Below are 22233 nucleotides of genomic sequence, written 5' to 3'. Positions count from 1 at the left end.
CTGTGGCCGAGGCTGATGTTCAGAGTTCACTGGCCCAGGTCAGCAAGGCCGCCGAGCTGTACGGGGTGACCGACCAGGACGTCGAGACCTGGCGCGCCGGCATCGACGAGCGCCCGGCCTGGGCGCAGCGCGCGCACGTCTCCGGCATGCTCGCCCAGCGTCTGGTGATGACCGCTCTGGAGCACCGCCAGGAGTGCACGCGCAAGGACTGCCGCACCTGCGCCGGCCTGCGGGAGATGCTGGTGATCGCGCTCGCCGGGGTCCGCACGGTGGTCGACGACCGGCTCAACGAGCTCTACCGCCGTCCGGCCCGCTGGCCCTGGCGTCGTCGCAGCCTGTAAACAGCCAGTGATCAGTTGTGTTTCCGGCCTTGCGGGCCGAGCTGATCTAGGTATTTACTTTGCTCGCTTTCTCGAATAGCTGAACCGATCCACGCGCTTCACTATGCCCCGCTCACGGCCTCGCCGGAGCGGTAATTGTCATGCCACGGTCCACATAGGACATGTGGCGCCTCTCTAGGGGAAGAGGTCATACCGCCGCATGTCCATCGACAAGTTCGGGTACCAGCAGCAGTTGCGGCGCGAACTGCGCATCCGCGACCTGATCGCCTACGGTCTGGTCTTCATGGTGGTGATCGCGCCGTTCGGCATCTTCGGCAGCGTGTTCCAGGCCAGCGGCGGCATGATCGCGCTCGCCTACGTGGTCGGCGCCCTGGCCATGATCCTGACCGCCTCGTCGTACGGCGTGATGGTCGAGAAGTACCCGGTCGCCGGCTCGGTCTACGGCTACGCCGGCCGCGCGATCCACCCGGCCGTCGGCTTCCTCACCGGCTGGGCCATCCTGCTCGACTACGTGTGCATCCCGCTGCTGCTGTCGCTGGTCGCCGGCGCCGCGATGAACTCGATCGTGGCGAGCGTGCCGGTCTGGGCCTGGGTGATCATCTTCGTCCTGGTCAACACCGTGACCAACGTGCTCGGCATCAAGACCACCAAGCTGCTCAACTGGATCTTCCTGGCCGGCGAGCTGGTCATTCTGATCATTTTCCTGGGGTACGGCCTGAAGGCGCTCGCCGACGGCAAGGGCCACGGCTTCAGCCTCGACCCGTTCTACAACGGCACCAGCTTCACCTGGTCGCTGATCCTCGGCGGCGTCTCCATCGGCATGCTGTCCTACCTCGGCTTCGACGCGCTCGGCCTGCTCGCCGAGGACGCCGCCGACGGCGCCCGCACGATCCGCCGCGCCATGTACGCCTCGCTGCTCGTGGTCGCCGCCCTGTTCGTCGCGCAGACCTGGGTCGCCGCGCTGCTCGTGCCGGACCCGGACGGCCTGATCGCCAACGGCGACCCGACCGGCTCCGCGTTCTACGACGCCGCCGAGGTCGCCGGTGGACACTGGCTGGCCACCCTGACCGCGCTCGCCACCGCCCTGGCCTGGGGCATCGCGAACAACATGGTCGCCCAGGTGGCCACCAGCCGGCTGCTGATGGCGATGTCCCGGGACGGGCAGCTGCCCAAGTTCCTCTCCCGGGTGTCGCTGACCCGCTCGGTGCCGACCAACGCGATCCTCACCACCGCCGGGATCTCCCTGGTCATCGGCCTGTGGATGGCCCGGCGCGACGACGGCATCACGCTGATGAGCGCGCTGGTCAACTTCGGCGCGATGATCGCGTTCGTGGTGCTGCACGTCTGCGTGATCTGGGAGTGGGTCAAGACCGGCCGGGCCGGCGGCGTGCTGCGTAACGTGGTCGTCCCGGCGGTCGGCGCGCTCGTGCTGATCGCGGTGATCTGGAACGGCAGCCTGCTCGCCCAGACCGTCGGCCTGATCTGGCTCGGCGTCGGCGCGGTCATCCTGGTCGTGCTGCTCGCCACCGGCCGCAAGCCGAGCCTGCCCGAGGTGCCCGGCGACGACGACGCGGCCACGACCGCGAAGGCGGTGGAGAATGTCTGACCCGATCCACATCCCGGCCGACCCCGGGCAGTACGGCTACACGTTCGGCGGCCGGGAGGCGATCGCCGCGGTCAAGCCCGGCCAGCCGATCACGCTGCGCACCCTGGACTGCTTCGGCGGCAAGGTGCGCACCGTCGACGACCTGCCCAGCCAGGTGTGCGAGTTCCCGTACCTGAACCCGGTCACCGGGCCGCTGTTCGTCGAGGGGGCGCAGCCGGGGGACACCCTGGCCGTGCACGTCGTGGCGCTGACCCCGGCGTCGGCGTTCGGCATCTCCTCGACGTTCCCGCACTTCGGGGCGCTCACGTCGACCGGCTACACCCGTACCCTGCAGGCTCCGCTCGAAGAGCGGGTGTGGCTCTACGACATCGACCTGGCCGCGCGGACCGTGCGCTACCAGGCCCGGCGCAGCGACTTCACGGTCGACCTGCCGCTGGCCCCGATGCTCGGCACGGTCGGCGTCGCGCCGGCCGCCGGTGAGGTCCGCCAGACCATCGTCCCGGACGTGCACGGCGGCAACCTGGACACCCCGCTGCTCGGGCCGGGCGCCACCCTCTACCTCGGCGTCAACGTGCCCGGCGCGCTGCTCGCGCTCGGCGACGGGCACGCGCGGCAGGGCGACGGCGAGGTCTGCGGCGTGGCCGTCGAGGTCGCCATGGACGTCACCATCGTGGTCGACGTGATCTCCGGGGTGCCGACCGGCACCCCGCGGCTGGAGACCGACACCCAGCTCGTCTCGCTCGGCGCCGCACGGCCGCTCGAGGACGCGTTCCGGATCAGCCAGCACGACCTGGTCCTGCACGTCGCCGAGCTGACCGGGCTGGACCAGCTCGACGCGTACCAGCTGGTCTCGCAGACGACCAGCGCCCGGGCCGGCAACGTCGTCGACCCGCAGTACGTGATGAGCGCCGGCATCGACAAGACGTACCTGCCGGGCACGATCGCCTACGGCGGGGTGCACGAACGGCTACGGAACGGCTGATCCACGGTGCGACGCCCCGGACTCGATCCGACCCTCGTACGTGAGCAGTTGTTTCTCCTCGCCCACGACGAAAGCCGGCACATGCGGCCCCGGCTGCACGTGCCGGCCCTGGCCGCAGGCCTGGCCGGCGCGACCGTGATGGATCTCCTCATCGCCCAGCGCGTCACGATCGACTCCGGGGTCGTCAGCCCGGACCGGTACCAGCGGGAGACGACCGGCGACCCGGTCACCGACGACGTCCTCGCGATCATCATGGAGCGGACGCCCGGCCCGGCCCTGCCGAACCTGCTCCGGGTCGCGGCGCCCGGACTGTACGAACGGACCACCGCCGCCCTGGTCCACCGCGGACTGCTCGCCGAGGGCCCGGCGCGCCGCTGGCGCAAGAAGGAGTACGAGCTCGCCGACGAGGGCGTGGCCGTCCGGGTCCGCGCCAAGGTCGGCTACCGCGTCGACGGCCGCGACGGGCCCTCGCCCGACGCCGACTGCCTGTGCGGGCTGGTCTCCGCGCTCGGCCTGCACGGCGCCCTGCTGCGCGGCACGCGCGCCGAGCTCGAACCGCTGCTGCAGCAGGTCATCCGGGAACTGCCGGAACGGGCCCGGCCCAGCCGGCACCCGGTGGGTCAGGCCCCGGCCGTCGCCGCCGCGGTGCTCGGCGTCGTGCAGGACATGGCGACCGCGGCGATGTGAGCCTCATCGGTGCTCGCCGGCGCGGAGCATCTCCAGCGTCCTGGCGACCCGGTCCGCGCGGGTCGCGTCCCGTTTCGCCTCGGTGATCCAGCGGACGAACTCCTTGCGGTGCGAGTACGCCAGCTTCTCGAACGCCGCGCCGGCCTCGGCGTCCCCGGCCAGCGCGGCGGCCAGCTCGGCGGGCGTCTCCACGGTGCGTTCGCCGGACTCGGCGGCGATCGTCACGTCGTACGCCTGACCGATGTCGACCCCGGCCTGCGCCCGCGCCGCCTTGGCCAGGCCGATCATGTTCTCGCCGCCCATCCGGGCCAGCCGCAGCGGCAACGTCACGTCGTTCACGGTCACCCGGACCGGAAAAGCCTTCCTACCGTCGCCGACGGCGGCGACCTGCTCATCGGTGAGCAGGAACGCCCCCGCCGGTCCGCGCGACTCCAGCGTCAGATTCAGATTCAGGATCTCGGCCACGCTGACACGGTAATCAATCGCGGTCGGTTCGGAAGGCCTTCGTCAGCATCGCCGCGAGACCCACCCCGAGCACCGCGATCCCGACCTGCACCCCGACGACGGCCCAGTCGAACGTCCGCCCGGTGACCGTGAAGTGGTGACTGCTGTGCCAGTCATAGCGGTTCGACACCCAGGTCCCGGCGATGGCGGCGCCCATGCCGACCAGCACCGTCCCGATCAGCCCGATGTTCTGCCGCCCCGGCAGCACGATCCTGGCCACCACGCCGATGATCGCGCCGAAGATGATCGCCGCGATGAGTTCCTGACCGTTCACTCGTGTTCCTCCCCATCAACATCCTGACCATGCCCATGGTGAGTGCCGCGTCAAACCCGGCCGTGAACCGACCTCGAAGCGGGTGTGTACACCCGGTCGGAACGTCAGTCATGAAACCGCTCTGGGGGAGAAGACATGACCGATCAACTGGACGTCGACCTGGCCCTGCTGGACAGCATCGCGGACCGGCTCAGCCGCGCCGGCGACGCGCTCACCTCCACCGGGACTCCGGCCACACCGGACGCCGGCGAGGCCACCGCGATGATCGCCGAGCTGCTCGCCACGGTCTCGGCGAACGTCACCAACCTGGCCGGCGGCCTGCGGGCCGCGTCCGGGCGGGTCGCCGAGGCGGGCCGGACCTACGACGCCGAGGACCTGACCAACGCCGGGCAGCTGCGGGCGGTGCCCTGATGCCGATCAACACGTTTCTCGACGGGGATCCCGGGTCGGTCTACGCCACCACCCAGTGGCTTCGCGGGCGGCTCGCGCCCGAGGTCTCGGCCGGGGCGATCGCGCTGCGCAGCGTCGGCGGCGAGGCCGCCGAACGCTGGCACGGGGTGGCCGGGCAGGCTTTCCGCGGACGCATGAGCGATGCGGAGGTCAAGGTCGACAACTTCAAGACCGAGATTTCCCGTACGGCGGATGTCCTGAACCGCTACGCCGACGGGCTGTCGTCGGCGCTCGCGTCGATGGCGCACGCCCGGGCGATCGCGGTGCAGGCCGGGCTGATCGTGAGCGGTCCGGTGATCGTGGAGCCGATTCCGGCGGGGGTCACCGACGCTACCTATCACCGGCGGGTGATCGCGTTCCGGCAGGCGGACATCGAGGTACGGCGTGGGCGCCTGGTGATGTCGCAGAGCAACGAGCTGGTGCGGGGGCGGCTGGCGGAGTCCCGGGGCCACCCGGTGATCCAGCCGACCGATGTGTCCCGGGGTGCCGGTCTGAGCACGCCCGCGGGCGAGCTCGTGCCCAACGGGAACCCGTCCGGCGGGCTGGAACCGAACGGGGGCGACTCGGCCATCGCGGTTCCGAACGGTGCCTCACCCGGCACGGTGCCGAACGGTGTCTCAGGTGGGACGGTGCCGAACGGTGCTTCGCTCGGGGCGGCGGTGGGTGCCGGGGCGGCTCGGTCCGGGGCCGGCCTGAGTGGGAACACCTCGACCGGGGCCGGGGTGGCGGACGGCGCTTCCCGGATCAGCGGCGGGGTGAGCGGGGAGACCGACTCCATCGCGCCGAACGGGGGAGCTGACTCGCTGGAGGACAACGGTGGCCGGCCCGCGGAGCCGGGCACCCCCAACGGCGCGGGTGACGCGAGCAAGAGCCCCGAGCCGAACCCGTCCGATGGTGGTCGGGAGTCGGGCGCTTCCAGCAACGGTGACGCCTCTGATCGTCCCGGCGACGTGAGCAAGAGCCCGGAGCAGGGGCGCGCCGACAGCGCGGGTGAGGTGAGCAAGAGTCCGGAGCAGGGCCGTGCGGTAGGGGCTCATCCCGCTACGCCCAGCGGCGCGCTCACCGCGAACGGCGGCGGCGCGACGGCCTTCAATCCCGGCGTCAGTGTCAGCGCCCCGTCGTCGGGCGGCAGCCCGCTCGCGCACGAGCTCACCCACGTCGTCCAGCAGCGATGACGGGCTCGGGTCAGGACGGCAAGCGAGCAGACGGCCGGCGGCCCCGATTCGGGTTCGGGACCGCCGGCCGGGGTGGGGGACCGGTGTTCAGTAGACGTACGGCCAGGCCGACGAGTCCCAGCCGAGCAGGTTGATCCCGAGCTTCGCCGCCCCCGACGACGTGTAGTAGTGATAGACCAGCACATCAGCATCACTGTCGGTGAACACCGCCGGATGCCCGGGCCCGTAGACACTCCCGTGCCCGGCGAGAATCTCCGTCCCGCCGCCGGCCGTGGTCAGCGTCCCGGCCCGATCCTTGTACGGCCCGGTGATCGACGTGGACCGCGCCACCATCGTGCGGTACGTACTCGACGCCCCCTGGCAGCAGAAATCGAACGACATGAACAGGTAGTAGTACCCCGCGTGGTAGAACACGAACGGCGCCTCGACCGACTTGCTGTTCACGAACCGCTCGGCGATGTTGTACATCGTGCTGTCGGCCCGCTTGCCGGTCGACGGGTTGAGCTTCACCATCTTGATCCCGGACCAGAACGAGCCGAACGTGAGCCACCACTCGCCGGACGCGGTCACGGTCAGGTTCGGGTCGATCGCGTTCCAGTTGCTGCTGGTCGTGGACTCGATCACCAGGCCGGAGTTGGTCCAGCTCCCGGCCGCGCCGGTGGTCGACTGGGCCAGGAAGATCGCCGACTTGCTGGAGCCGAACGTCGAGGCGGCGTAGTACATCAGATACTTGCCACCCCGGTACGAGATGTCCGGCGCCCACAGATTCGCACTGCCACCGGTGTACGCGTTCGCCCACGAGGTGCCGTTGGGGAACGCCTTCCCGGCGTCGGCGAACGCCGTCCGGTCCGGCGAGGTCTTCAGGGTGATGCCGTCACCGGTGGTGGCCAGCAGATATCCGCCGCCGGGCTTCTTGATCATGCTGGGGTCGTGCGCGCCGGTCGAGCCGGTCACGACGCCGGGATTGGGGTAGGTCGCGGCCTGGGCGCTCTGCACGCCGTAGATGCCGGCCGTCGCCGCGAGCAGGCCGGCGACACCGGCGAGGAGCAGGGTGCGGAAGCGAGACGTCATGGGGGATTCGCCTTCCGGGAGGTGCGGCGCCCGATCGGGGAATCGGGGCGCCGCCGGGATGGATGCCTCGCGGCCGGCGCGTGGGGTGGGCGCGTCCGCGAGGGCTCAGAGACTCATCGACGTCGATTCGATTACCGTCATGTTAACGATCACATCCGACAAGTCAAGACGCGTTTTGCAACGCTGCAAAGAGATCGGCCGCTACTGCGGGCCCGCGCGGCGCACCACGCGCAGCAGGTACTCCTTGCGGTCGAGCGGGTCCGGCCCGGTCCGCGGCCGGGTCGGGGCCGGGCCCTGGACCGGCGCGTGGTGGTCGAAGGAGCTTTCCACCACGCCCTCGCCCCGGGTCAGCGCCGGCAACCGCCGCTGCAACTCGTGCACCCGGGCGGCCGGGATCTCGCCGGAGATCACCGCCGGCGTCGTGGCCAGCGGGATCGCGCGCAGCCGGGCCAGCAGCGGGAGCACGGCCGGCCCGGTGTCCGGCGGCACCTCCACGCGGAACGTGTGGATCGGCTCGAGCACCACGGTCCCCGCCGCCCGTAGCGCCGCCATCAGCACCAGCGGGGTCAGGTTGCGGAAATCGCCGGCCGTGCTCGACATGCTCTTGTCGAAGATCGCGTGCGAATGCGACTGCCGCGCCGAATAGCCGGAGTGCGTCATCACCACCGCACAGTCCGGCACCGGCCAGCCGCGCAGGCCCTGCCGCAGCGTGTCGTGAACGGTCTGCTCGACCGCGGTGAAGAACGCCGGCGGCATCGACCCCGGCTCCACCTCCAGACCGAAACTGATCCCGGAGCCGACCGGCGCCGGGGACACCCGCAGACCGATCGTGGCCAGGAACGGGTTCGGGTCCACCTTGTTGAACTCGACCGCCGCACCGACCCCGAGCAGCCGCTCCACGTGCAGCGTCGTGGTCTCCCGGAAGGTCACCGCCAGGCCGTACTGCTCGGCCAGGGTCGCCTCGATCACCTCCTTCTGCACCTCGCCGTAGAGCGACACGTACACCTCCTGCCGCTCGTCGTCCTGGCGCAGATCGATCAGCGGGTCCTGCTCGGCGAGCTCGGTCAGCGCGGCGTGCAGGGCGCCGCGTTCCGCGCCCCGGGCCGCGACGACCGCGGTCTCCAGGCTGGGCGGGGCAAAAACACCTTCATCAACACCATTTTCCCGTACGCCGAAATCGTCCCCGATCCGAGCGGAGCCGAGCCCGCGCAGCCGGCCGATCTGCCCCGCCGTGATCGCGCCGGAGGCGCGCGCGGCGCCCTCCGCGAAAATGTCGATCCCGGTCACCCGGTCCGCGCCGACGGTCTCCCGGACGCGCAGCGTCCCGCGGAACATCCGCAGGTAGGCGAGCCGTTCCCCGGCCGGCCCGCGCTCCACCTTGAAGATCCTTCCGGTCGGCGGCCCGGCCGGGTCGGCGGTCGCCGGCGGCAGCAGCCGGGTGATCCCGTCGACGAGGTCGTCGATGCCGGCGCCGGTGATCGCGGACCCGAAGTAGACCGGATGCACCCGGCCGCGCACCCGGATCGGCGGCATCGGCCGGTCCTCGACGAACGCGGCGAGCACCCGGTCGTCGTGGTCGGCGAGGCGCAGCGGGTCGACGTCGGCGCGGACCTTGGCGTCCCGGGTGCCGAGGCCGTCGACCCGGCTCATCGGGATGATCGCCGGGCTGATCCGGTCCGCGATCTCGGTCAGCAGGCCGTCGAAGCGGGCGCCGCCGCGGTCCACCTTGTTGACGAAGATCAGCGTGGGGATGCCCAGGCGGTGCAGCGTGCGGGCGATCACCCGGGTCTGCGCCTGGACGCCCTCGACGGCCGAGATCACCAGGACGGCACCGTCGAGAACGGACAGCGCCCGCTCCACCTCGGCGATGAAATCCGGGTGCCCGGGCGTGTCGATCAGATTGATCGTGCGATTGCCGACGGTGAACGAGACGACCGCGGATTTGATGGTGATCCCGCGTCGCCGTTCCAGTTCCAGGCTGTCGGTCCGCGTGCTGCCGTCGTCCACGCGGCCGATCTCGTCGATCACACCGGCGGTGTACAGCAACCGCTCGGTGAGGCTGGTCTTACCGGCGTCGACGTGCGCCAGAATGCCGAGATTGAGAATGCTCAAGCGTCATGTCCTCAAGAACGAATCGAATTGATTCCGTGGGTGACATGAACGCAGCTCGCATCTCGGATTCTTCTTCCGCTCGGGGGCACTGACCAGCCCACCCCATCAGCCCCGGGGCCGCCCCGGCAACCGATTAACGCCGAACCTCCTCAGGAACCACCGACCCGCAGCACCTCGCCGAGGCGGTGGCGGCGGCGCGACGACGACTCCGCGGCGACGACCGCCTGGACCATCAGCGGGAACGCCAGCGCGACCACCCCGATCATCGCCCAGGGCAGGACCAGCACCGGATCGTCGGTCTGGCCGGTGAGCAGCCGCAACGACAGCGGGCCGAGCGTGATCCGGGCCAGCAGCACGCCCAGCAGCGGACCGGCCAGCGCGGCGCCCAGCGCGAGGGGCAGCAGCTCACCGGCCGCGACCCGGCGGGCCTCACCGGTGCGCAGGCCGAGGGTCCGCAGCCGGCTCAGGGTCTGCCAGCGGTCCTGGGCGCCGGCCGCCGCGCCCAGCGCGAACCCGAGCAGGCCGAGCGCCAGCAGCGTGATCGCCGACGCCCAGGCGAGCCGGATCAGGCCGGTGACCAGCGGCGCGCCGCGGTGACCACGTTCCACGTCGGTGCGCAGCACGATCTGCGCGTCGGCGCCGCGGGCCGTCTTCTCCGCGCCCGGCCCGGTCACCCAGACGGTGTTCGGCACGACGTGGTACCCCGCGGCGGTCATCGCGGCCGCGTCGACGACGACCACGTCCTCGGCGCCGTCGACCGGCGGCGCGACGCCGACCGACACGAGCGGGAAGGCCGGGCCGCCGCCCTCGCGCGGCAGCGCCAGGGCATCGCCGACGGCCACGTGCCCCGCGGCCGACCGGACCAGGGCCGGCACCGACCCGGCCGGTGCGGCGGGCAGGGCCGGGAGCGCCGGCAACGGGGTGTCGGCGAGCAGCGCCCGGTACGCGGCGGTGTCCACGACGACCAGCCGGGACGGCCGGGCCGCGCTGCCCACCACGATCGGCGCCGCGTCCTGGACCTGCGCGGCGACCGCGTGTCGGACACCGGCCCCGGCGGCGAGCTGTTTCGTCAGCGCGGGCACCGTGTCGACCGAGTCGGTGGTCAGCTCCAGGCGGGCGTCGGCGCCGACGTCGCGCCACGCGCCGTCGGTGAGCCCGCGGTCGACCGTGCTGGTCACGGTCAGCGCGAACGACGCCAGCCCGGCCGCGCTGACCAGGGCGAGCACCGGCAGCACCCGGGACGCCGAGGTGGCGGCGCGGGCCGCCGCGAAGACCGCCAGGGGCCGGGCCGAGCGCAACGCCTGCCGCAACGTCAGCCCGGTGACCAGCGGCAGCAGCCGGAGCAGCAGGATCGCGCCGGTCAGCACGCCGAGCGCCGGGGCGGCGGCCGGCAGCAGCACGGTCCCGCCCGCCGACGGCAGCACCCCGTGCTGGACGAGCAGGGTCAGCGCGACCGCGGCCGCGGCGAGCACGGCGACCTCCAGGGTCAGCCGGCGCAGCACGGCGGTGCGCTCGCGGAGCCGGCGGGCGCTGCGGTTGGCCGGGACCCGCCGGTCGCGGGTCGCCCGATACGCCGCGACCAGGCCGAACGCCGGCCCGGCGAGCACCGCGGCGAGCACCACCGGGAGCAGCCAGCCCCACGCGACGCCACCCGCGGTCAGCGTGGCGACCAGCGCGCCGGCGGCCGTCGCACCGGCCGCGACCAGCACCGATTCGAGCAGCAGCTCGGCGCCGAGGGCGGTCAGCGAGGCGCCGCGCTGCCGGGCCACGGTCAGCGCCTGGGCGCGCCGGGCGACCAGCAGGTTCGCGGCCAGCAGCAGGATCAGCACGGCGACCACGGTCACCGCGGTGAGCAGCACCGACGCCTGTGCGGTGGCGGCGTCGATCTCGTCCTGGACGTCGCGCAGCACCCAGTCGAGCTGGGTCGCCCACTGGGCCTCGGCCGACCGGTCACCGGACGTCGTCGAGGACACCTTGAGCTGGATCACGGCGGCGACGATCCGCTGCGCCGAGTCCAGGGTCAGCAGTCGCGGGTCGGGGCGGAAGCGGACCGTGCGGGGCATGTCGTCCTGGCCGAAGGCGAGGCGGGCGTCGGGCAGCGACTCCTTCGACAGCAGGCCACCGAACCGGGTGATGCCGGCGCCGTCCTTGCCGTACACCGGGTCGAGCAGCCACGGCGCGACCTGCCACGTCGGGTCGGCCGGGTCGACCGGCCGGAAGACGCCGCTGATCCGGACGTCCTTGGCGGCGTGCTGGGCGTCCTCGAGCCGCAGCCGATCGCCGGGCTTGACCCCGAGCCGGGCCGCGGTGGCCTCGGAGACGCCGGCCTGCACCGGCCACGGCGTGTTGTCGAAGGGCACCTCGACCTCGGGCTGGTCGGTGCTCGGCCGCGGCGCGCCACCGGACACCCAGGTGACCGCGGGCCCGGCCGCGCCGGCCAGATAGTCGAGACGGAAGCTGCGCGGCTCGAGGCCGTCGAGAATTTTGAGGTACGGGCTGTCGGTGACCTCGATCGGCGGCAGCAGCACCTCCTCCAACGGTCCCAACTGCCCCAGCGACCGGTCCCGCAGGTCGTCGAGGGCCTCGGCGGACCTCGGCACCCGGACCCGGCCGCCGTTCGCGCCGTCGTCCCACTCCCAGCGCGCCTGCACCCGTACGTCGGCGTCGTCGCCGGCGAGCCGGACCGCGTGCTGGACGGCCTCGTCCGCGGTGTCGCGCAACAGCACCGGCACCGCCCCGGCCAGGATCGTCACCGCCAGCACCACCACGGCGGAGAGCAGCAGCGGGCCGGCGTCGGCCCGGGCCCGCCCCCGGACGCTGGGCCAGTGCATCGCGGACCGGATCATGAGACCACCCGGAGTTGGGCCGCGCCGGCGCGGCGGGCCTGGACGGTGGCGACCGCGCCGACGGCCAGCGTGCAGCCGGCCACGAGCAGGGCGATCAGCAGCAGCTCGGCCGGCCACGGCCAGCTCGGCTGTACCGGCGGCACGGGTGTGGCGCCGGTCTCGGAGCGGATCAGCAGCGGTGCCACCACCACGGTCGCGAGCGCGCCGACCAGCGTTCCGGCGGCGAGCAGCGGCAGCAGGATCGCGGCGTGCTGGGCGAGCAGCGTCGTGCGGATCTCCCGCCCGGTCATGCCCAGGCCCCGTAGCCGGGCCACCTCGACCGCCCGGTCCCGCAGGTCGTGCGTGACGTGCAGGATCACCCCGGCGAGCAGGAGCAGGACGGCCGCCGGGACGAGCAGCTTCAGCACCGCGGGCAGCCCGGCGTTGAGCGGCCCGGCGGTCAGTCGCCGGGTCTCGCCGGCCCGGGTGGTGGTCGTGCCCAGGTGCAGGGCGGCCACGTCGGGGTGCGCCGGCGACCCGGCCCACCAGGCGTCGACCGGGTAGGTCAGCTCGCCGCGCGCGGTCAGCACCCGGGACAGCGCGTCGATGTCGGCCAGGACGGCGGCGGCGCCGGGTGCGCCGGGCACGGCCGGCACGATCCCGGCGACCTTTGCCGGTACGACCGTCGTCCCGACCGTCAGATCCAGCGGCTTCCCGGCGGCGACCCCGAGCCCGTCGGCCAGCTTCTGCGAGACCACCACCGGCACCGCGTCGAGCGCCGGGAACGCCGTCGTGATCAGCGCCAGCTTGCCGGCGTCGCCGCCGAGCTGCACGGTCCCGGTCATCCGCAGCTGGTTGCCGGCCGCGGTCATCGCCGGCTGCTGCAGCTGGCCGCGGTCCGGCAGCACGGCCGAGGTGGTCCAGCCGCTGACGTCGCCGGCCGGCCCGGGCAGGCCGATCGCCACGGTGAACCGGGCCTGCGACGGCGTGAACAGGTAGTTGAAGTCGTAGTCGACCGGCAGCGCCACCGCCACCAGCCGGACCCCGTCGGCCGGCGCGCACCCGGCCAGGGCGTGCCGGGTGCCGTCGAGCGGGACCGGCGCGCTGGTGCAGACCGTCCGCAGCCCGGCGGTGTCCTGCAGCAGCAGTTGCGGGGTCACGGTCAGCGGGACCGAGCCGGTCGCCGTGCCCCGGATCGCGAGGGTGGCGCCGGCCTGGACCGGGATGCCGGCGGCCGGCCCGGCCGGGGCGAGCCCGCGGGTCGCCGACGTCCAGTCCCGGCCGCTGGGCAGGCGCCCGCGCAGGACCTGGCCGGCGTGCGTGGTGTCGACCGCGATCAGGTGCGGGGTGTCGCCGGCGCCGCCGAGCCACTGCCCGACCGCGACGCCGCGGTCGGTGGCCGGGCTGACCACGGTCGCGCCGGTGGCCCGGGCGATCGCGGCGCCCTGCCCGGCGACCGGCGGGGTGGTCAGGGTGACCGCCAGGTCGGTGCCGACGGCCAGGTCGGCCTGGTCGTGCTGGGAGGTGTTCCAGGTGGCGGCGAGCGCGATCCCGAACGTGCCGGTCGCGGCGGCCAGGCAGATCAGCAGCCCGGCCGCGGCGGCCTGCGGGCGGCGGGCGGCCTCGAACGCGGCCAGCGGCAGCGGCAGGCTGTCGGCGCGGCGGGCCAGCCGGTCGGCGACCCGCAGCGCCGGCGGCACCAGGCGCAGCGCGAGGGCGGCGCCGGCGGCCAGCAGCAGGCCGGGCGCCAGCACCTGCAGGATGTCCGCCTCGGCGCGCCCGGCGTGCAGCTGCCACCAGCCCAGCGCGGCGAACGCGACCAGGAGCAGGTCGGCACCGGACCGGGCGAGCAGCTCGCGGCGCCCCCGCTGACCGGGGGTGGCCTCGGCGCGCAGCGCGGTGAGGGCCAGCATGACGGTCAGCACCAGCGCACCGGCGAGGACGGCGAGCACCTGGCTCGGATCGACGACCGGGGCGGTGGTCAGCCCGGCGCCGCTCATCGGCGCCAGGTGGCTCAGGGCCGCATGCAGAAAAGACGATCCGGGTACGGCCAGCCCCGCCGACACCAGCGCGATCAGTCCCGCCTCGAGCCCGGCCGTCACCGCCAGCTGCACCCGGCTCGCGCCCATCGTCGACAGCAGCGTGGTCTCCGCGGCGCGCAGCCCGGCGGTGAGCCGCCCGGCCAGCGCCAGCGCGGCCGCGGTCAGCACGATCCCGAGCACCGCCACGGCCAGCACCGCGGCCTGCGTGACGTCCTGCTGGTGCCGGGCGGCGACCATGGTGCCCGGCAGGCTGGACGCCACCCGGGTGAACCTGGCCCGCTCGCCGAGCGTGCCGGTGAGCCGCGCGTCGGCGTCCACGACGTGGCCGCTCGCGGCGTCCAGGCGGGCCGGGGTGGCGCCGGTCAGGTCGGGGCGGGCGGTCATCTCCATCCGCAGCAGCGACGAGCCGCCGGTGAGCAGGTCGCCCGCGTCGACCAGGAACGGCCCGTACGCCGGGAAGTCCCGCATGGTGGTGCCGTCGTTGTGGTCCGGGTCGAAGCCGGTGCCGTCGAGCAGGTCGCGGTCCCAGCCGGCGCCGGGCAGCGGCCGGGCGACGCCGACCACGGTCAGGTCGACGGCCGGCGCCGGGGCGTCGGCGGAGGTGTCCGCGGCCAGCCGCACGTGGCCGCCGACGGCCAGGCCGAGCAGCTTCGCCGTGGAGTCCAGCAGCACGGCCTCGGGGTGGGCCGGGTCGCCGCCGGCCTTCGGCCAGCGCCCGGTGACCAGCGCGGCCCGCTCGGAAAGGTCCTCGACGGCGGACAGATAGGTGCGTGCCTGGTCCCTGCGGCCGGGCAGCGTGCGCATCACCGACGAGGCCCGGACCGCGGTGCGCGCCGGGAACGGGTCGAGCGCGGCGCTGAGCACACCCCGGGTGGCGTCGGCGACCGCCGCCGCGTCCGACCCCTTGATCGTCGAGGTGTACGCGGTCACCGCCATCCGGTCCGGGTCGGCCTGCCGGGCGGCGACCGCGAGCGCGACCGGCGCGCTGCGGGTCACCAGCAGCGCACACACGCCGAGCAGGGTCGCGCCGAGGGTGACCACGGCGAGCAGCGCGGCCAGCACCGGCCACTGGGCGCGGGCCCGGCGCAGCAGCAGGGCGATCACTCGTGCAGCCGCCCGTCACTGATCCGGATCACCCGGTCGGCGAGCGCCATCATCACCGGGTCGTGCGTGGAGACCAGCGCGGTCACGCCCTCCGACTCGACGACGCCGCGCAGCAGCGCCATCACCGAACGGCCGGTCTCCGCGTCGAGCTGGCCGGTCGGCTCGTCGGCGATCAGCAGCCGCGGCGAGGCGGCCAGCGCGCGGGCGATCGCGACCCGCTGCTGCTGCCCGCCGGACAACTCGGTCGGGCGCTGCTCGGCGTGCTCGGCGAGCCCGACCAGGTCGAGCAGGAGCTTCACCCGCTTCTCCCGGTCGGCGGCCGGGGTGCGGGCCAGCCGCAGCGGGGCGCCGACGTTCTCCGCCGCGGACAGCACCGGGATCAGGCCGAACGTCTGGAAGACGTAGGACACCTTGTCGCGCCGCAACTGCGACAGGCCGTCCTCGTCCAGGGTGGTGATGTCGTCGCCGTCGACGTGGACCGAGCCCTGGTCGGCGCGGTCCAGGCCGCCGATCACGTTCAGCAGCGTGGTCTTCCCGGAACCGGAACGGCCGACGAGCGCGACCATGGTGCCCGGTTCGATGTCGAAGGAGATGTCCCGCAACGCGTGCACGGCGGTGGTTCCGGCGCCGAAGGTGCGGTGGATTCCCCGTACCGAAACAATCGGGTTTGAATTAATCATTTCCCGTTCCGATCGGGGTGGATCCGCACGTGGTCGGCTTCCAGAGCGAGGCGGACCCGGTTGGTGAGTTCGAGGGTGTCGCGGTATTCGCGGGGAATCTGCACGCGGCCGGCCCGGTCCATCACCGCGTATTCCTCGGCGATCACGTGGGTGTCGCCGTCCTCGTTGGTCGCGGTGCGGCGCAGCACCTCGCTGCTGGTCCGGCCGTCGCGAATGGCCACGGTCCGCTCGACCTGGCCGCTGACCGCGGAATCGTGGGTGACCACCACGACGGTCACCCCGAATCGCTGATTGACGTCCCGCAAGGCCTCGAACACCTCGGCGGAGGTGGCGGTGTCCAATTCACCGGTCGGTTCGTCGGCGAACAGCACGTGCGGCCGATTCGCGAGCGCGACCGCGATCGCCACCCGCTGTTGCTGACCGCCGGACATCTCGCCCGGTCTACGGTCGGCGCATTCCAGCACACCAAGAGCTTCAAGCAATTCTTCGGTACGTTCTTTTCGCTCTTTGACCGGTTTCCGGGCGGCCGTCATCGGCAGGTCCACGACCTGCCGTGCGGTCAGATAGGGCACCAGGTTGCCGGCGGTCTGCTGCCGGACGAACCCGACGGTGTGCCGCCGGTAGCGGACCCGGTCGGCGCGCGACATGGCGAGCAGGTCCCACTGCTCCACCCGCGCCTTGCCGGCGGTCGGCGCGTCGATCCCGGCCAGGATCGACAGCAGCGTCGACTTCCCGCTGCCGGACGCGCCCACCACGGCGACCATCTCGCCCCGGTTCACCACGAGGTCGAGGCCCTGAAGCGCCTGCACCTCGATCGACCCGGTCTGATAGATCCGGACCAGGCTCTCGCACACGATCAACGCTTCCGACATCGTCCCCCCACGGATCTTGGGCGTGCCTTTCTACCACGTTTGCTAACTGTGGAGGTACCGGCCGGGGGTGGTGCCGAAGAGGGCGCGGAACGCCTCGATGAACGCGCTCGGGCTGCGGAAACCGCAGTCCACGGCGACGCGGGTGACCGGGCGGCCGGCGGTGAGCAGGCTCAGCGCGTGGTGCAGGCGCAGCTGGGCCCGCCACTGCGGGAAGGTGAAGCCGGTCTCGGCGCGGAACAGGCGGCTGAGCGTGCGCTCCGCGGCGCCCACCTGGCGGCCCAGCTCGTGCAGTGAGCGCTGGTCGGCCGGGTCGGCCGCGAGCAGGTCGCAGAGCGCGACCAGCCGCGGGTCGGACGGCGCCGGCAGCATCAGCGGCAGCGCCTCGGCCCGCCGCAGTTGGTGCAACGCGACCTGCTCCAGGTGGTGCCGGTGGCCGGCGGTCAGGTCGCGGTCCTCGCTGAGCGTGCGGATCACCTCGCGCAGCAGCGGCCCGACCACCAGCACCGTCGGCTCGGTCAGCACCGCCGCCGTCGTCACCCCGAAGATGAGCGAGCGCATCTCGGTCGGGCCGTTCGCCTGGTGGGCGTGCGGCACCTCGGCCGGCAGCCAGACCGCCCGGTTCGGCGGGACGATCCAGACGCCGCGGCCGGTGTGCACCTGCAGCACGCCGCGCAGGGGATGAACCAGCTGGTGCACGGCGTGGTCGTGCCACTCGATCCGCTCCCGGTGCCCGAGCGGCCGGATGGTGGGACCGGTCAGCACTTGGCGTTCTACCGACACAATCGGGCAGAATATCGGAAGTCCGCACGCCGTGGAGCCGCCAGGCTCGGGGTATGAACGAAACCTGGCGCCGGATGCGCCTCTGGGGCACCGCGCACGCCGTCGACGACCTGTACCAGGGCCTGGTCCCGGCGACCGTGCCCTACTTCGTCCTCGACCACGGCTACAGCTACGTGGCGATCTCCGGGCTGACCCTGGCGGCGGCGCTCGGCAGCTCGATCCCGCAGCCGTTCATCGGCGTGCTCGTCGACCGGTATCGCCTGGACTGGCTGGCCGCCGCCGGGGTGGCGCTGGCCGGGCTCGGGTTCGGGCTGTCCGGGCTGGTCGGCGGGTGGTACCCGGCGGTCTGGGCGCTGATCCTGCTCTCCGGGCTCGGGGTGGCGATGTTCCATCCGGCGGCCGGGCGGGCGGCGCGGGCCGCGGCCGGGGACAGCACCGGGGCGATGAGTGTCTTCGCGGCCGGTGGGAGTGTCGGTTTCTTTCTTGCGCCGGTGCTGGCTACGCCGGTGCTGGTGTACCTCGGCGTTCCGGCGACGGTGCTTTTCGTCGTTCCGGCACTGGTCGTCGCCGGATTTCTCCTTCGGCAGCACCGGGCCGCCGTCGCCGGGGCGGTCACGACCCGGACGGGGGCTGATCAATGGCGGCCGTTCCTGGCGCTGACCGGAATCGAGGTGGTGCGCTCCGCCGCGTTCTTCGGGGTGAACACGTTCATCGAGCTGTACTGGCTGCGGCACCTGCACAGCAGTCGCGCCCTGGCCGGGGCGGCGCTGGCCGTGTTCCTGGTCGGGGGAGTGGCCGGGACGCTGCTCGGCGGGCGGATCGCGGATCGGGTGGGCACCGTCCGTACCGTGCAATGGGGTGCCCTCGCGGGATTGCCGGCGCTGGCCGGACTGGCCTTCACCGGCGGCCCGGTCCTGCCCTTGATCTTCGCCGGCCTGGCCGGCGTGGCCCTCAACATTCCGTTCGCGGTGCTGGTCAAACTCGGACAGGACTACCTGCCGTCGCGTCCCGGCACGGCCGCCGGGGTGACCCTCGGTCTCGGCGTCAGCATCGGCGGACTGTTCGCCCCGCTGTTCGGCCTGACCGCCCAGCACCACGGGCCGGAAGGCGTGTTCGTCCTGCTCTGCCTCGCCCCGATCCCGGCCTTCCTGCTGGGTCTGCTGCTCACCGATCCACAGCGGAGGCCGGTCGAGGTTTGATCAGCGGCCGCCGCTGTGGGTTTGTTTCTTGCGTCGGTTGGCGCTCTGCGCTGGTTGGTTTCCTGCGCTGGTTGGTTTCCTGCGCTGGTTGGTTTCCTGCGCTGGTTGGTTTCCTGCGCTGGTTGATTTCCTGCGTTGGTTAGTTTCCTTCGCTGGTCAGGATGACCAACTGCTGCGTCGCGCGGGTCATGGCGACGTAGCGGTCGACCGCGCCCTCGATGCCCTCGCCGAAGCGATCCGGGTCGACCAGGATCACCAGGTCGAACTCCAGGCCCTTGGCGAGGGTCGGGGTCAGCGACCGGATCCGGTCCCGCTCGCCGACGGTGGGATCGCCGATGACGCAGGCGATGCCCTCCGGATTCGTGCCGAGCCATTCGTCGAGGATCGGGTCGAGGTCCGCGGTGCCGCCGTGCCGGACCGGGAGGCCGCTGGTCCGGATCGACGTGGGCACGTTCGCGTCCGGCAGCACCGCCCGGATCACCGGCTCGGCCTCGGCCATCACCTCGGCCGGCGTCCGGTAGTTGATCGTCAGCGAGGAGATGCCGATCCGGTCCAGGCCGACCCGGCCCAGCCGCTCCGCCCACGACTCGGTGAAACCGTGCCGGGCCTGCGCCCGGTCGCCGACCACGGTGAAACTTTTCGACGGGCACCGGGACAGCAGCATCTGCCAGTCGGCGTCGGAAAGTTCCTGCGCCTCGTCGACGACGATGTGCGCGAACGGCCCGGCGAGCAGGTCCGGATCCGCCTTCGGCAGCGCGCTGCCGGCGTCCAGCACCTCCCGCAGGTCCTGCTGGCGGAGCATGGTCATCAGGCCCTCGCCGTCGTCGTACTCGCTGGACGCGATCAGGTCCTCGACCACCCGGTCCATGTCCTTGCGGGCGGTCGCGGTCGCCGCCGCCTGCTTGCGCTCGAGCGCCGACACCTCGGCGTCGCCCAGCCGCTGCCGGACCGCGTCGAGCAGCGGCAGATCGGCCACCGTCCACGCCCGCGGATCGGCCCGCTGCAGCGTGCGGATCTCGTCGACGCTCAGCCAGGGCGCGACCTTGCGCAGGTAGGCCGGCACCGACCACAGGTCGGCCACCAGGTCGGCGGCGTCCAGGATCGGCCAGGCCCGGTGCAGCGCGGTGCGCAGCTCCCGGCCGGCCGGCTGGTCGAGGATCGCCAGCAGCTCGGCCCAGATGTCCTCGCGCGCCTCGTTGTGCGGGATCCCGTCGGCGGCCTCGAACGCGGTGGCCCAGTCCCGCGCGGTGACGCGGACCTCGCCGTCCCGGGTCTCGACGGTAATTGTCTTCGCCGGCGGCTCCTCGTAGAACCTCACCGCCGCGGCCATCGCCCGCACCAGCCGGGCCGACGACTTCAGCCGGACCACCTCCGGATCCGTCTCCGGCAGCGCGGCGGCGCCCTCGGTGAGCAGGTCCCGCAGCGTGCAGGTCTGCACGTCCTCCTCGCCGAGGCTGGGCAGCACATCCGAGACGTACGCGAGGTACGGCTCGTGCGGGCCGACGAACAGCACCCCGCCCCGGCGGGCCCCGAGCCGCGGGTCGGAGTAGAGCAGGTACGCGGTCCGGTGCAGCGCCACCACGGTCTTCCCGGTGCCCGGCCCGCCGTCCACCACCAGGGCGCCCCGGGAGCCGGCCCGGATGATCGCGTCCTGGTCGGCCTGGATCGTCCCGAGCACGTCCCGCATCCGCGGCGACCGGCTCGCGCCCAGGCTGGCGATGAACGCCGACTGGTCGTCGAGCGCGGCCCGCCCGGCCAGGCCCTCCGCCGCCGCGAGGCCGTCGGCCGAGAAGACCTCGTCCCAGTAGTCGATGATCCGGCCCTCGAGCCACCGGTAGCGCCGCCGGCTGACCAGGCCGTCCGGGTTGGCGTGGGTGGCGCCGAAGAACGGCTCGGCGGCCGGCGACCGCCAGTCGACCAGCAGCCGGCCGCCCTCGCCGTCGGTCAGCCCGAGCCGCCCGATGTAGACCGTCTCGCCGGACTCGTGGACCATCCGGCCCAGGCACAGGTCCAGGCTGAACCGGCGCAGGGTCCGCAGCCGGGCGGTGATCCGGTGCACGGCGTCGTCCCGGTCGACGGCCTGGCGGCCCTTGCCGGCCGGGGCCTTCCGCTCGATCTCCAGGCGCTGTTCCAGGTCGGCGATGGACCGGGCGAGGCTCTCCGCCATCGCGACGAAGTGCTTCTCGTCCGCGCCGATCAGCGCGGCGTCGTCCTTGGCGGGGTGGTTGCGCAGGTCGAAGACGGTCACCGGCGGTACTCCTCGATCAGCATCTCGGCGGCGACGGCCGCACCGTCCGGGTACATCGCGGCGGCCACGGCGGCGGCGTGCGCGGCGGTCTCCGGGGCCAGGACGATCTTCAGCGCCTCCGCGACCGAGTCCCGGGACGCCCCGATGCCCAGCGCGGTCACCCGCTCCGCCCAGTACGGCTGGTCGCCGCTGAGCGGGACGATCACCTGCGGCGCGCCGGCCCGGGCCGCCGTATGCGTGGTGCCGGAGCCGCCGTGGTGGACGACCGCGGCGACCCGCTTGAACAGGGCGGGATGACTGACCTCGCCGACCACCAGGCAGTCCTCGGCGTCCGCGCCGGCCCAGCCGCGGGCGAGGATCACCCGGTGGCCCAGGGCGCGAACCGCCCCGGCCGCGTCCCGGCCCGCGTCGCCGACCGGCATGCTGCCGAAACCGACGTACACCGGAGGCTCGCCCTCGTCGAGGAATTCCTCGACCTCGCCGGGCAGCTCGCCCTCGTCCGGCAGGATCCAGGTGCCGGTCTGCACCACCTCGGAGTCCTCGTCGAGCCACGGGCCGAGCAGCGAGTCGGTGGCCAGCCACGGCAGGTCGGTGAAGGCGTGGTCGCGGACGTCCTTGACCTCGGCGAGCCCGTGCCGGGCCCGCTCGGCGTTGAGCACGTCGCGGAACAGCTCGTTCGCGGCGTCGGCGTCCCGCTCCCACAGGATCCGGTTGTCGGTGATCGCCGGATCCAGCGGATGCCCGGGCCGCGCGATCGGCCGGTGGTGCGGCGACGGCAGCGAGTTGGGCTGGAACGCGGCGTACACGTACGGAACCCCGAACTTCTCCGCGACCGACCGCGCCCCGGCGACCGACGGCAGCAGACCGGCCGCGAGCAGCACGTCCGCACCCTGGAGAACGGCCGGCAGCCGGTCGAACTGCTCGGCGATCAGCGCGGCCGCCCGCTGCGGAACGCTGACCGGCGTCACCGGCACCCCGGCGGCCATCAGCGCCTTGGGCGAACGCCCGACCGGCACGAGCGTCACCCCGGCGGCGGCGAAGCGCTCCGGATCGTCCGGCGGCGCGCAGACCACCACCTCCGCGCCGAGCCCCCGCAACCGCACCGCCAGGCCGATCAGTGGTTCGACGCCGCCCCGAGAGTCGTACGCAGACAGCACCACACGCACTCTGGTTCCCCCATTTTTGCAGCTCACAGCGTTGACTGAGCGATTGTGCAGCAGCCCCCGGGGCTTGCCGCAAGCCCCGGGGGCTGCTATAGATTAGAGATGGGAAGGGGTGGCT

General features: G+C 73.0%; 18 protein-coding genes. 7 read left to right on the top strand and 11 right to left on the bottom strand.

What is annotated here, in order from left to right; translation table 11 throughout:
• The first annotated feature begins 2 nt into the window (after positions 1-2).
• From L3i22_RS31150 to L3i22_RS31135, 4 genes are all read left to right on the top strand, one after another.
• Entirely contained in the window at positions 3-341 is a 339-nt protein-coding gene (locus tag L3i22_RS31150; RefSeq protein WP_221321074.1) for a hypothetical protein, read from the top strand.
• Between the two features lie 199 nt (positions 342-540).
• Positions 541-1947, top strand: coding sequence for an APC family permease (locus L3i22_RS31145; RefSeq protein ID WP_221321073.1), 1407 nt, complete (start codon positions 541-543; stop codon positions 1945-1947).
• A complete protein-coding gene (locus L3i22_RS31140) occupies positions 1940-2929 on the top strand; it encodes an acetamidase/formamidase family protein (RefSeq protein WP_221321072.1) in 990 nt (329 codons plus the stop codon). Before L3i22_RS31145 ends, L3i22_RS31140 begins: the two co-directional genes overlap by 8 nt.
• 6 nt (positions 2930-2935) lie before the next feature.
• The gene (locus L3i22_RS31135) at positions 2936-3616 is read left to right on the top strand and encodes a GPP34 family phosphoprotein (protein ID WP_221321071.1); all 681 of its coding nucleotides are present in this window, start codon (positions 2936-2938) and stop codon (positions 3614-3616) included.
• A gap of 3 nt (positions 3617-3619) precedes the next feature.
• Here the strand turns inward: L3i22_RS31135 and L3i22_RS31130 are convergent, their stop codons facing one another.
• Positions 3620-4081, bottom strand: coding sequence for a YdeI/OmpD-associated family protein (locus L3i22_RS31130; protein WP_221321070.1), 462 nt, complete (start codon positions 4079-4081; stop codon positions 3620-3622).
• A gap of 13 nt (positions 4082-4094) precedes the next feature.
• Positions 4095-4394: a GlsB/YeaQ/YmgE family stress response membrane protein gene (locus L3i22_RS31125; protein ID WP_221321069.1), complete on the bottom strand. Its 300-nt coding sequence runs from the start codon at positions 4392-4394 to the stop codon at positions 4095-4097.
• A 135-nt stretch (positions 4395-4529) separates the two neighbouring features.
• Between L3i22_RS31125 and L3i22_RS31120 the strand changes: the two genes are divergently transcribed.
• A complete protein-coding gene (locus L3i22_RS31120) occupies positions 4530-4805 on the top strand; it encodes a hypothetical protein (RefSeq protein WP_221321068.1) in 276 nt (91 codons plus the stop codon).
• Positions 4805-6019, top strand: coding sequence for a hypothetical protein (locus L3i22_RS31115; protein ID WP_221321067.1), 1215 nt, complete (start codon positions 4805-4807; stop codon positions 6017-6019). The genes L3i22_RS31120 and L3i22_RS31115 overlap by 1 nt, the downstream gene beginning before the upstream one ends.
• Before the next feature lie 87 nt (positions 6020-6106).
• Here the strand turns inward: L3i22_RS31115 and L3i22_RS31110 are convergent, their stop codons facing one another.
• From L3i22_RS31110 to L3i22_RS31080, 7 genes are all read right to left on the bottom strand, one after another.
• Complete coding sequence (locus L3i22_RS31110; RefSeq protein WP_221321066.1) at positions 6107-7090, bottom strand: arabinan endo-1,5-alpha-L-arabinosidase; 984 nt, start codon at positions 7088-7090, stop codon at positions 6107-6109.
• A 201-nt stretch (positions 7091-7291) separates the two neighbouring features.
• A complete protein-coding gene (locus tag L3i22_RS31105; RefSeq protein ID WP_221321065.1) occupies positions 7292-9202 on the bottom strand; it encodes a translation factor GTPase family protein in 1911 nt (636 codons plus the stop codon).
• A gap of 149 nt (positions 9203-9351) precedes the next feature.
• On the bottom strand, positions 9352-12048 hold the full coding sequence (locus L3i22_RS31100; RefSeq protein WP_221321064.1) for an FtsX-like permease family protein: 2697 nt from the start codon (positions 12046-12048) through the stop codon (positions 9352-9354).
• Positions 12045-15173, bottom strand: a complete 3129-nt coding sequence (locus L3i22_RS31095; RefSeq protein ID WP_221321063.1) for an FtsX-like permease family protein — start codon at positions 15171-15173, stop codon at positions 12045-12047. The genes L3i22_RS31100 and L3i22_RS31095 overlap by 4 nt, the downstream gene beginning before the upstream one ends.
• A complete protein-coding gene (locus L3i22_RS31090) occupies positions 15170-15853 on the bottom strand; it encodes an ABC transporter ATP-binding protein (RefSeq protein ID WP_221321062.1) in 684 nt (227 codons plus the stop codon). The genes L3i22_RS31095 and L3i22_RS31090 overlap by 4 nt, the downstream gene beginning before the upstream one ends.
• Positions 15850-16725, bottom strand: coding sequence for an ABC transporter ATP-binding protein (locus tag L3i22_RS31085; RefSeq protein ID WP_221321061.1), 876 nt, complete (start codon positions 16723-16725; stop codon positions 15850-15852). Before L3i22_RS31085 ends, L3i22_RS31090 begins: the two co-directional genes overlap by 4 nt.
• A 42-nt stretch (positions 16726-16767) precedes the next feature.
• Positions 16768-17487, bottom strand: coding sequence for a helix-turn-helix transcriptional regulator (locus tag L3i22_RS31080; protein WP_255657298.1), 720 nt, complete (start codon positions 17485-17487; stop codon positions 16768-16770).
• 71 nt (positions 17488-17558) lie between these two features.
• Here L3i22_RS31080 and L3i22_RS31075 point away from each other — a divergent pair, with 71 nt between their 5' ends.
• Positions 17559-18704 (top strand): MFS transporter, encoded by a 1146-nt coding sequence (locus tag L3i22_RS31075; protein WP_221321059.1) that lies wholly within the window; start codon positions 17559-17561, stop codon positions 18702-18704.
• A 139-nt stretch (positions 18705-18843) separates the two neighbouring features.
• On the opposite strand, the gene helR is transcribed toward L3i22_RS31075, so the two are convergent.
• Both helR and L3i22_RS31065 read right to left on the bottom strand, forming a co-directional pair.
• Positions 18844-20952 (bottom strand): RNA polymerase recycling motor ATPase HelR, encoded by a 2109-nt coding sequence (gene helR / locus L3i22_RS31070; RefSeq protein WP_221321058.1) that lies wholly within the window; start codon positions 20950-20952, stop codon positions 18844-18846.
• Positions 20949-22109 carry a glycosyltransferase gene (locus tag L3i22_RS31065; RefSeq protein ID WP_255657297.1) on the bottom strand — a complete coding sequence of 387 codons (1161 nt, stop codon included), beginning with the start codon at positions 22107-22109 and terminating at the stop codon, positions 20949-20951. The genes helR and L3i22_RS31065 overlap by 4 nt, the downstream gene beginning before the upstream one ends.
• Positions 22110-22233 lie beyond the last annotated feature (124 nt).

Source organism: Actinoplanes sp. L3-i22 (assembly GCF_019704555.1).
Lineage (GTDB): Bacteria > Actinomycetota > Actinomycetes > Mycobacteriales > Micromonosporaceae > Actinoplanes.
The sequence above is the reverse complement of the archived record's forward strand: the minus strand, read 5'-3'. Positions and strand labels throughout refer to the sequence as shown.

Bases quoted from the DNA above. Each gene is read 5' to 3' on its own strand.
- L3i22_RS31115 (WP_221321067.1), top strand. From the start codon at position 4,805: ATGCCGATCAACACGTTTCTCGACGGGGATCCCGGGTCGGTCTACGCC.
- L3i22_RS31110 (WP_221321066.1), bottom strand. From the start codon at position 7,090: ATGACGTCTCGCTTCCGCACCCTGCTCCTCGCCGGTGTCGCCGGCCTG.
- L3i22_RS31085 (WP_221321061.1), bottom strand. From the start codon at position 16,725: ATGTCGGAAGCGTTGATCGTGTGCGAGAGCCTGGTCCGGATCTATCAG.
- L3i22_RS31090 (WP_221321062.1), bottom strand. From the start codon at position 15,853: ATGATTAATTCAAACCCGATTGTTTCGGTACGGGGAATCCACCGCACC.
- L3i22_RS31140 (WP_221321072.1), top strand. From the start codon at position 1,940: ATGTCTGACCCGATCCACATCCCGGCCGACCCCGGGCAGTACGGCTAC.
- L3i22_RS31100 (WP_221321064.1), bottom strand. From the start codon at position 12,048: ATGATCCGGTCCGCGATGCACTGGCCCAGCGTCCGGGGGCGGGCCCGG.
- L3i22_RS31145 (WP_221321073.1), top strand. From the start codon at position 541: ATGTCCATCGACAAGTTCGGGTACCAGCAGCAGTTGCGGCGCGAACTG.
- L3i22_RS31075 (WP_221321059.1), top strand. From the start codon at position 17,559: ATGAACGAAACCTGGCGCCGGATGCGCCTCTGGGGCACCGCGCACGCC.
- L3i22_RS31120 (WP_221321068.1), top strand. From the start codon at position 4,530: ATGACCGATCAACTGGACGTCGACCTGGCCCTGCTGGACAGCATCGCG.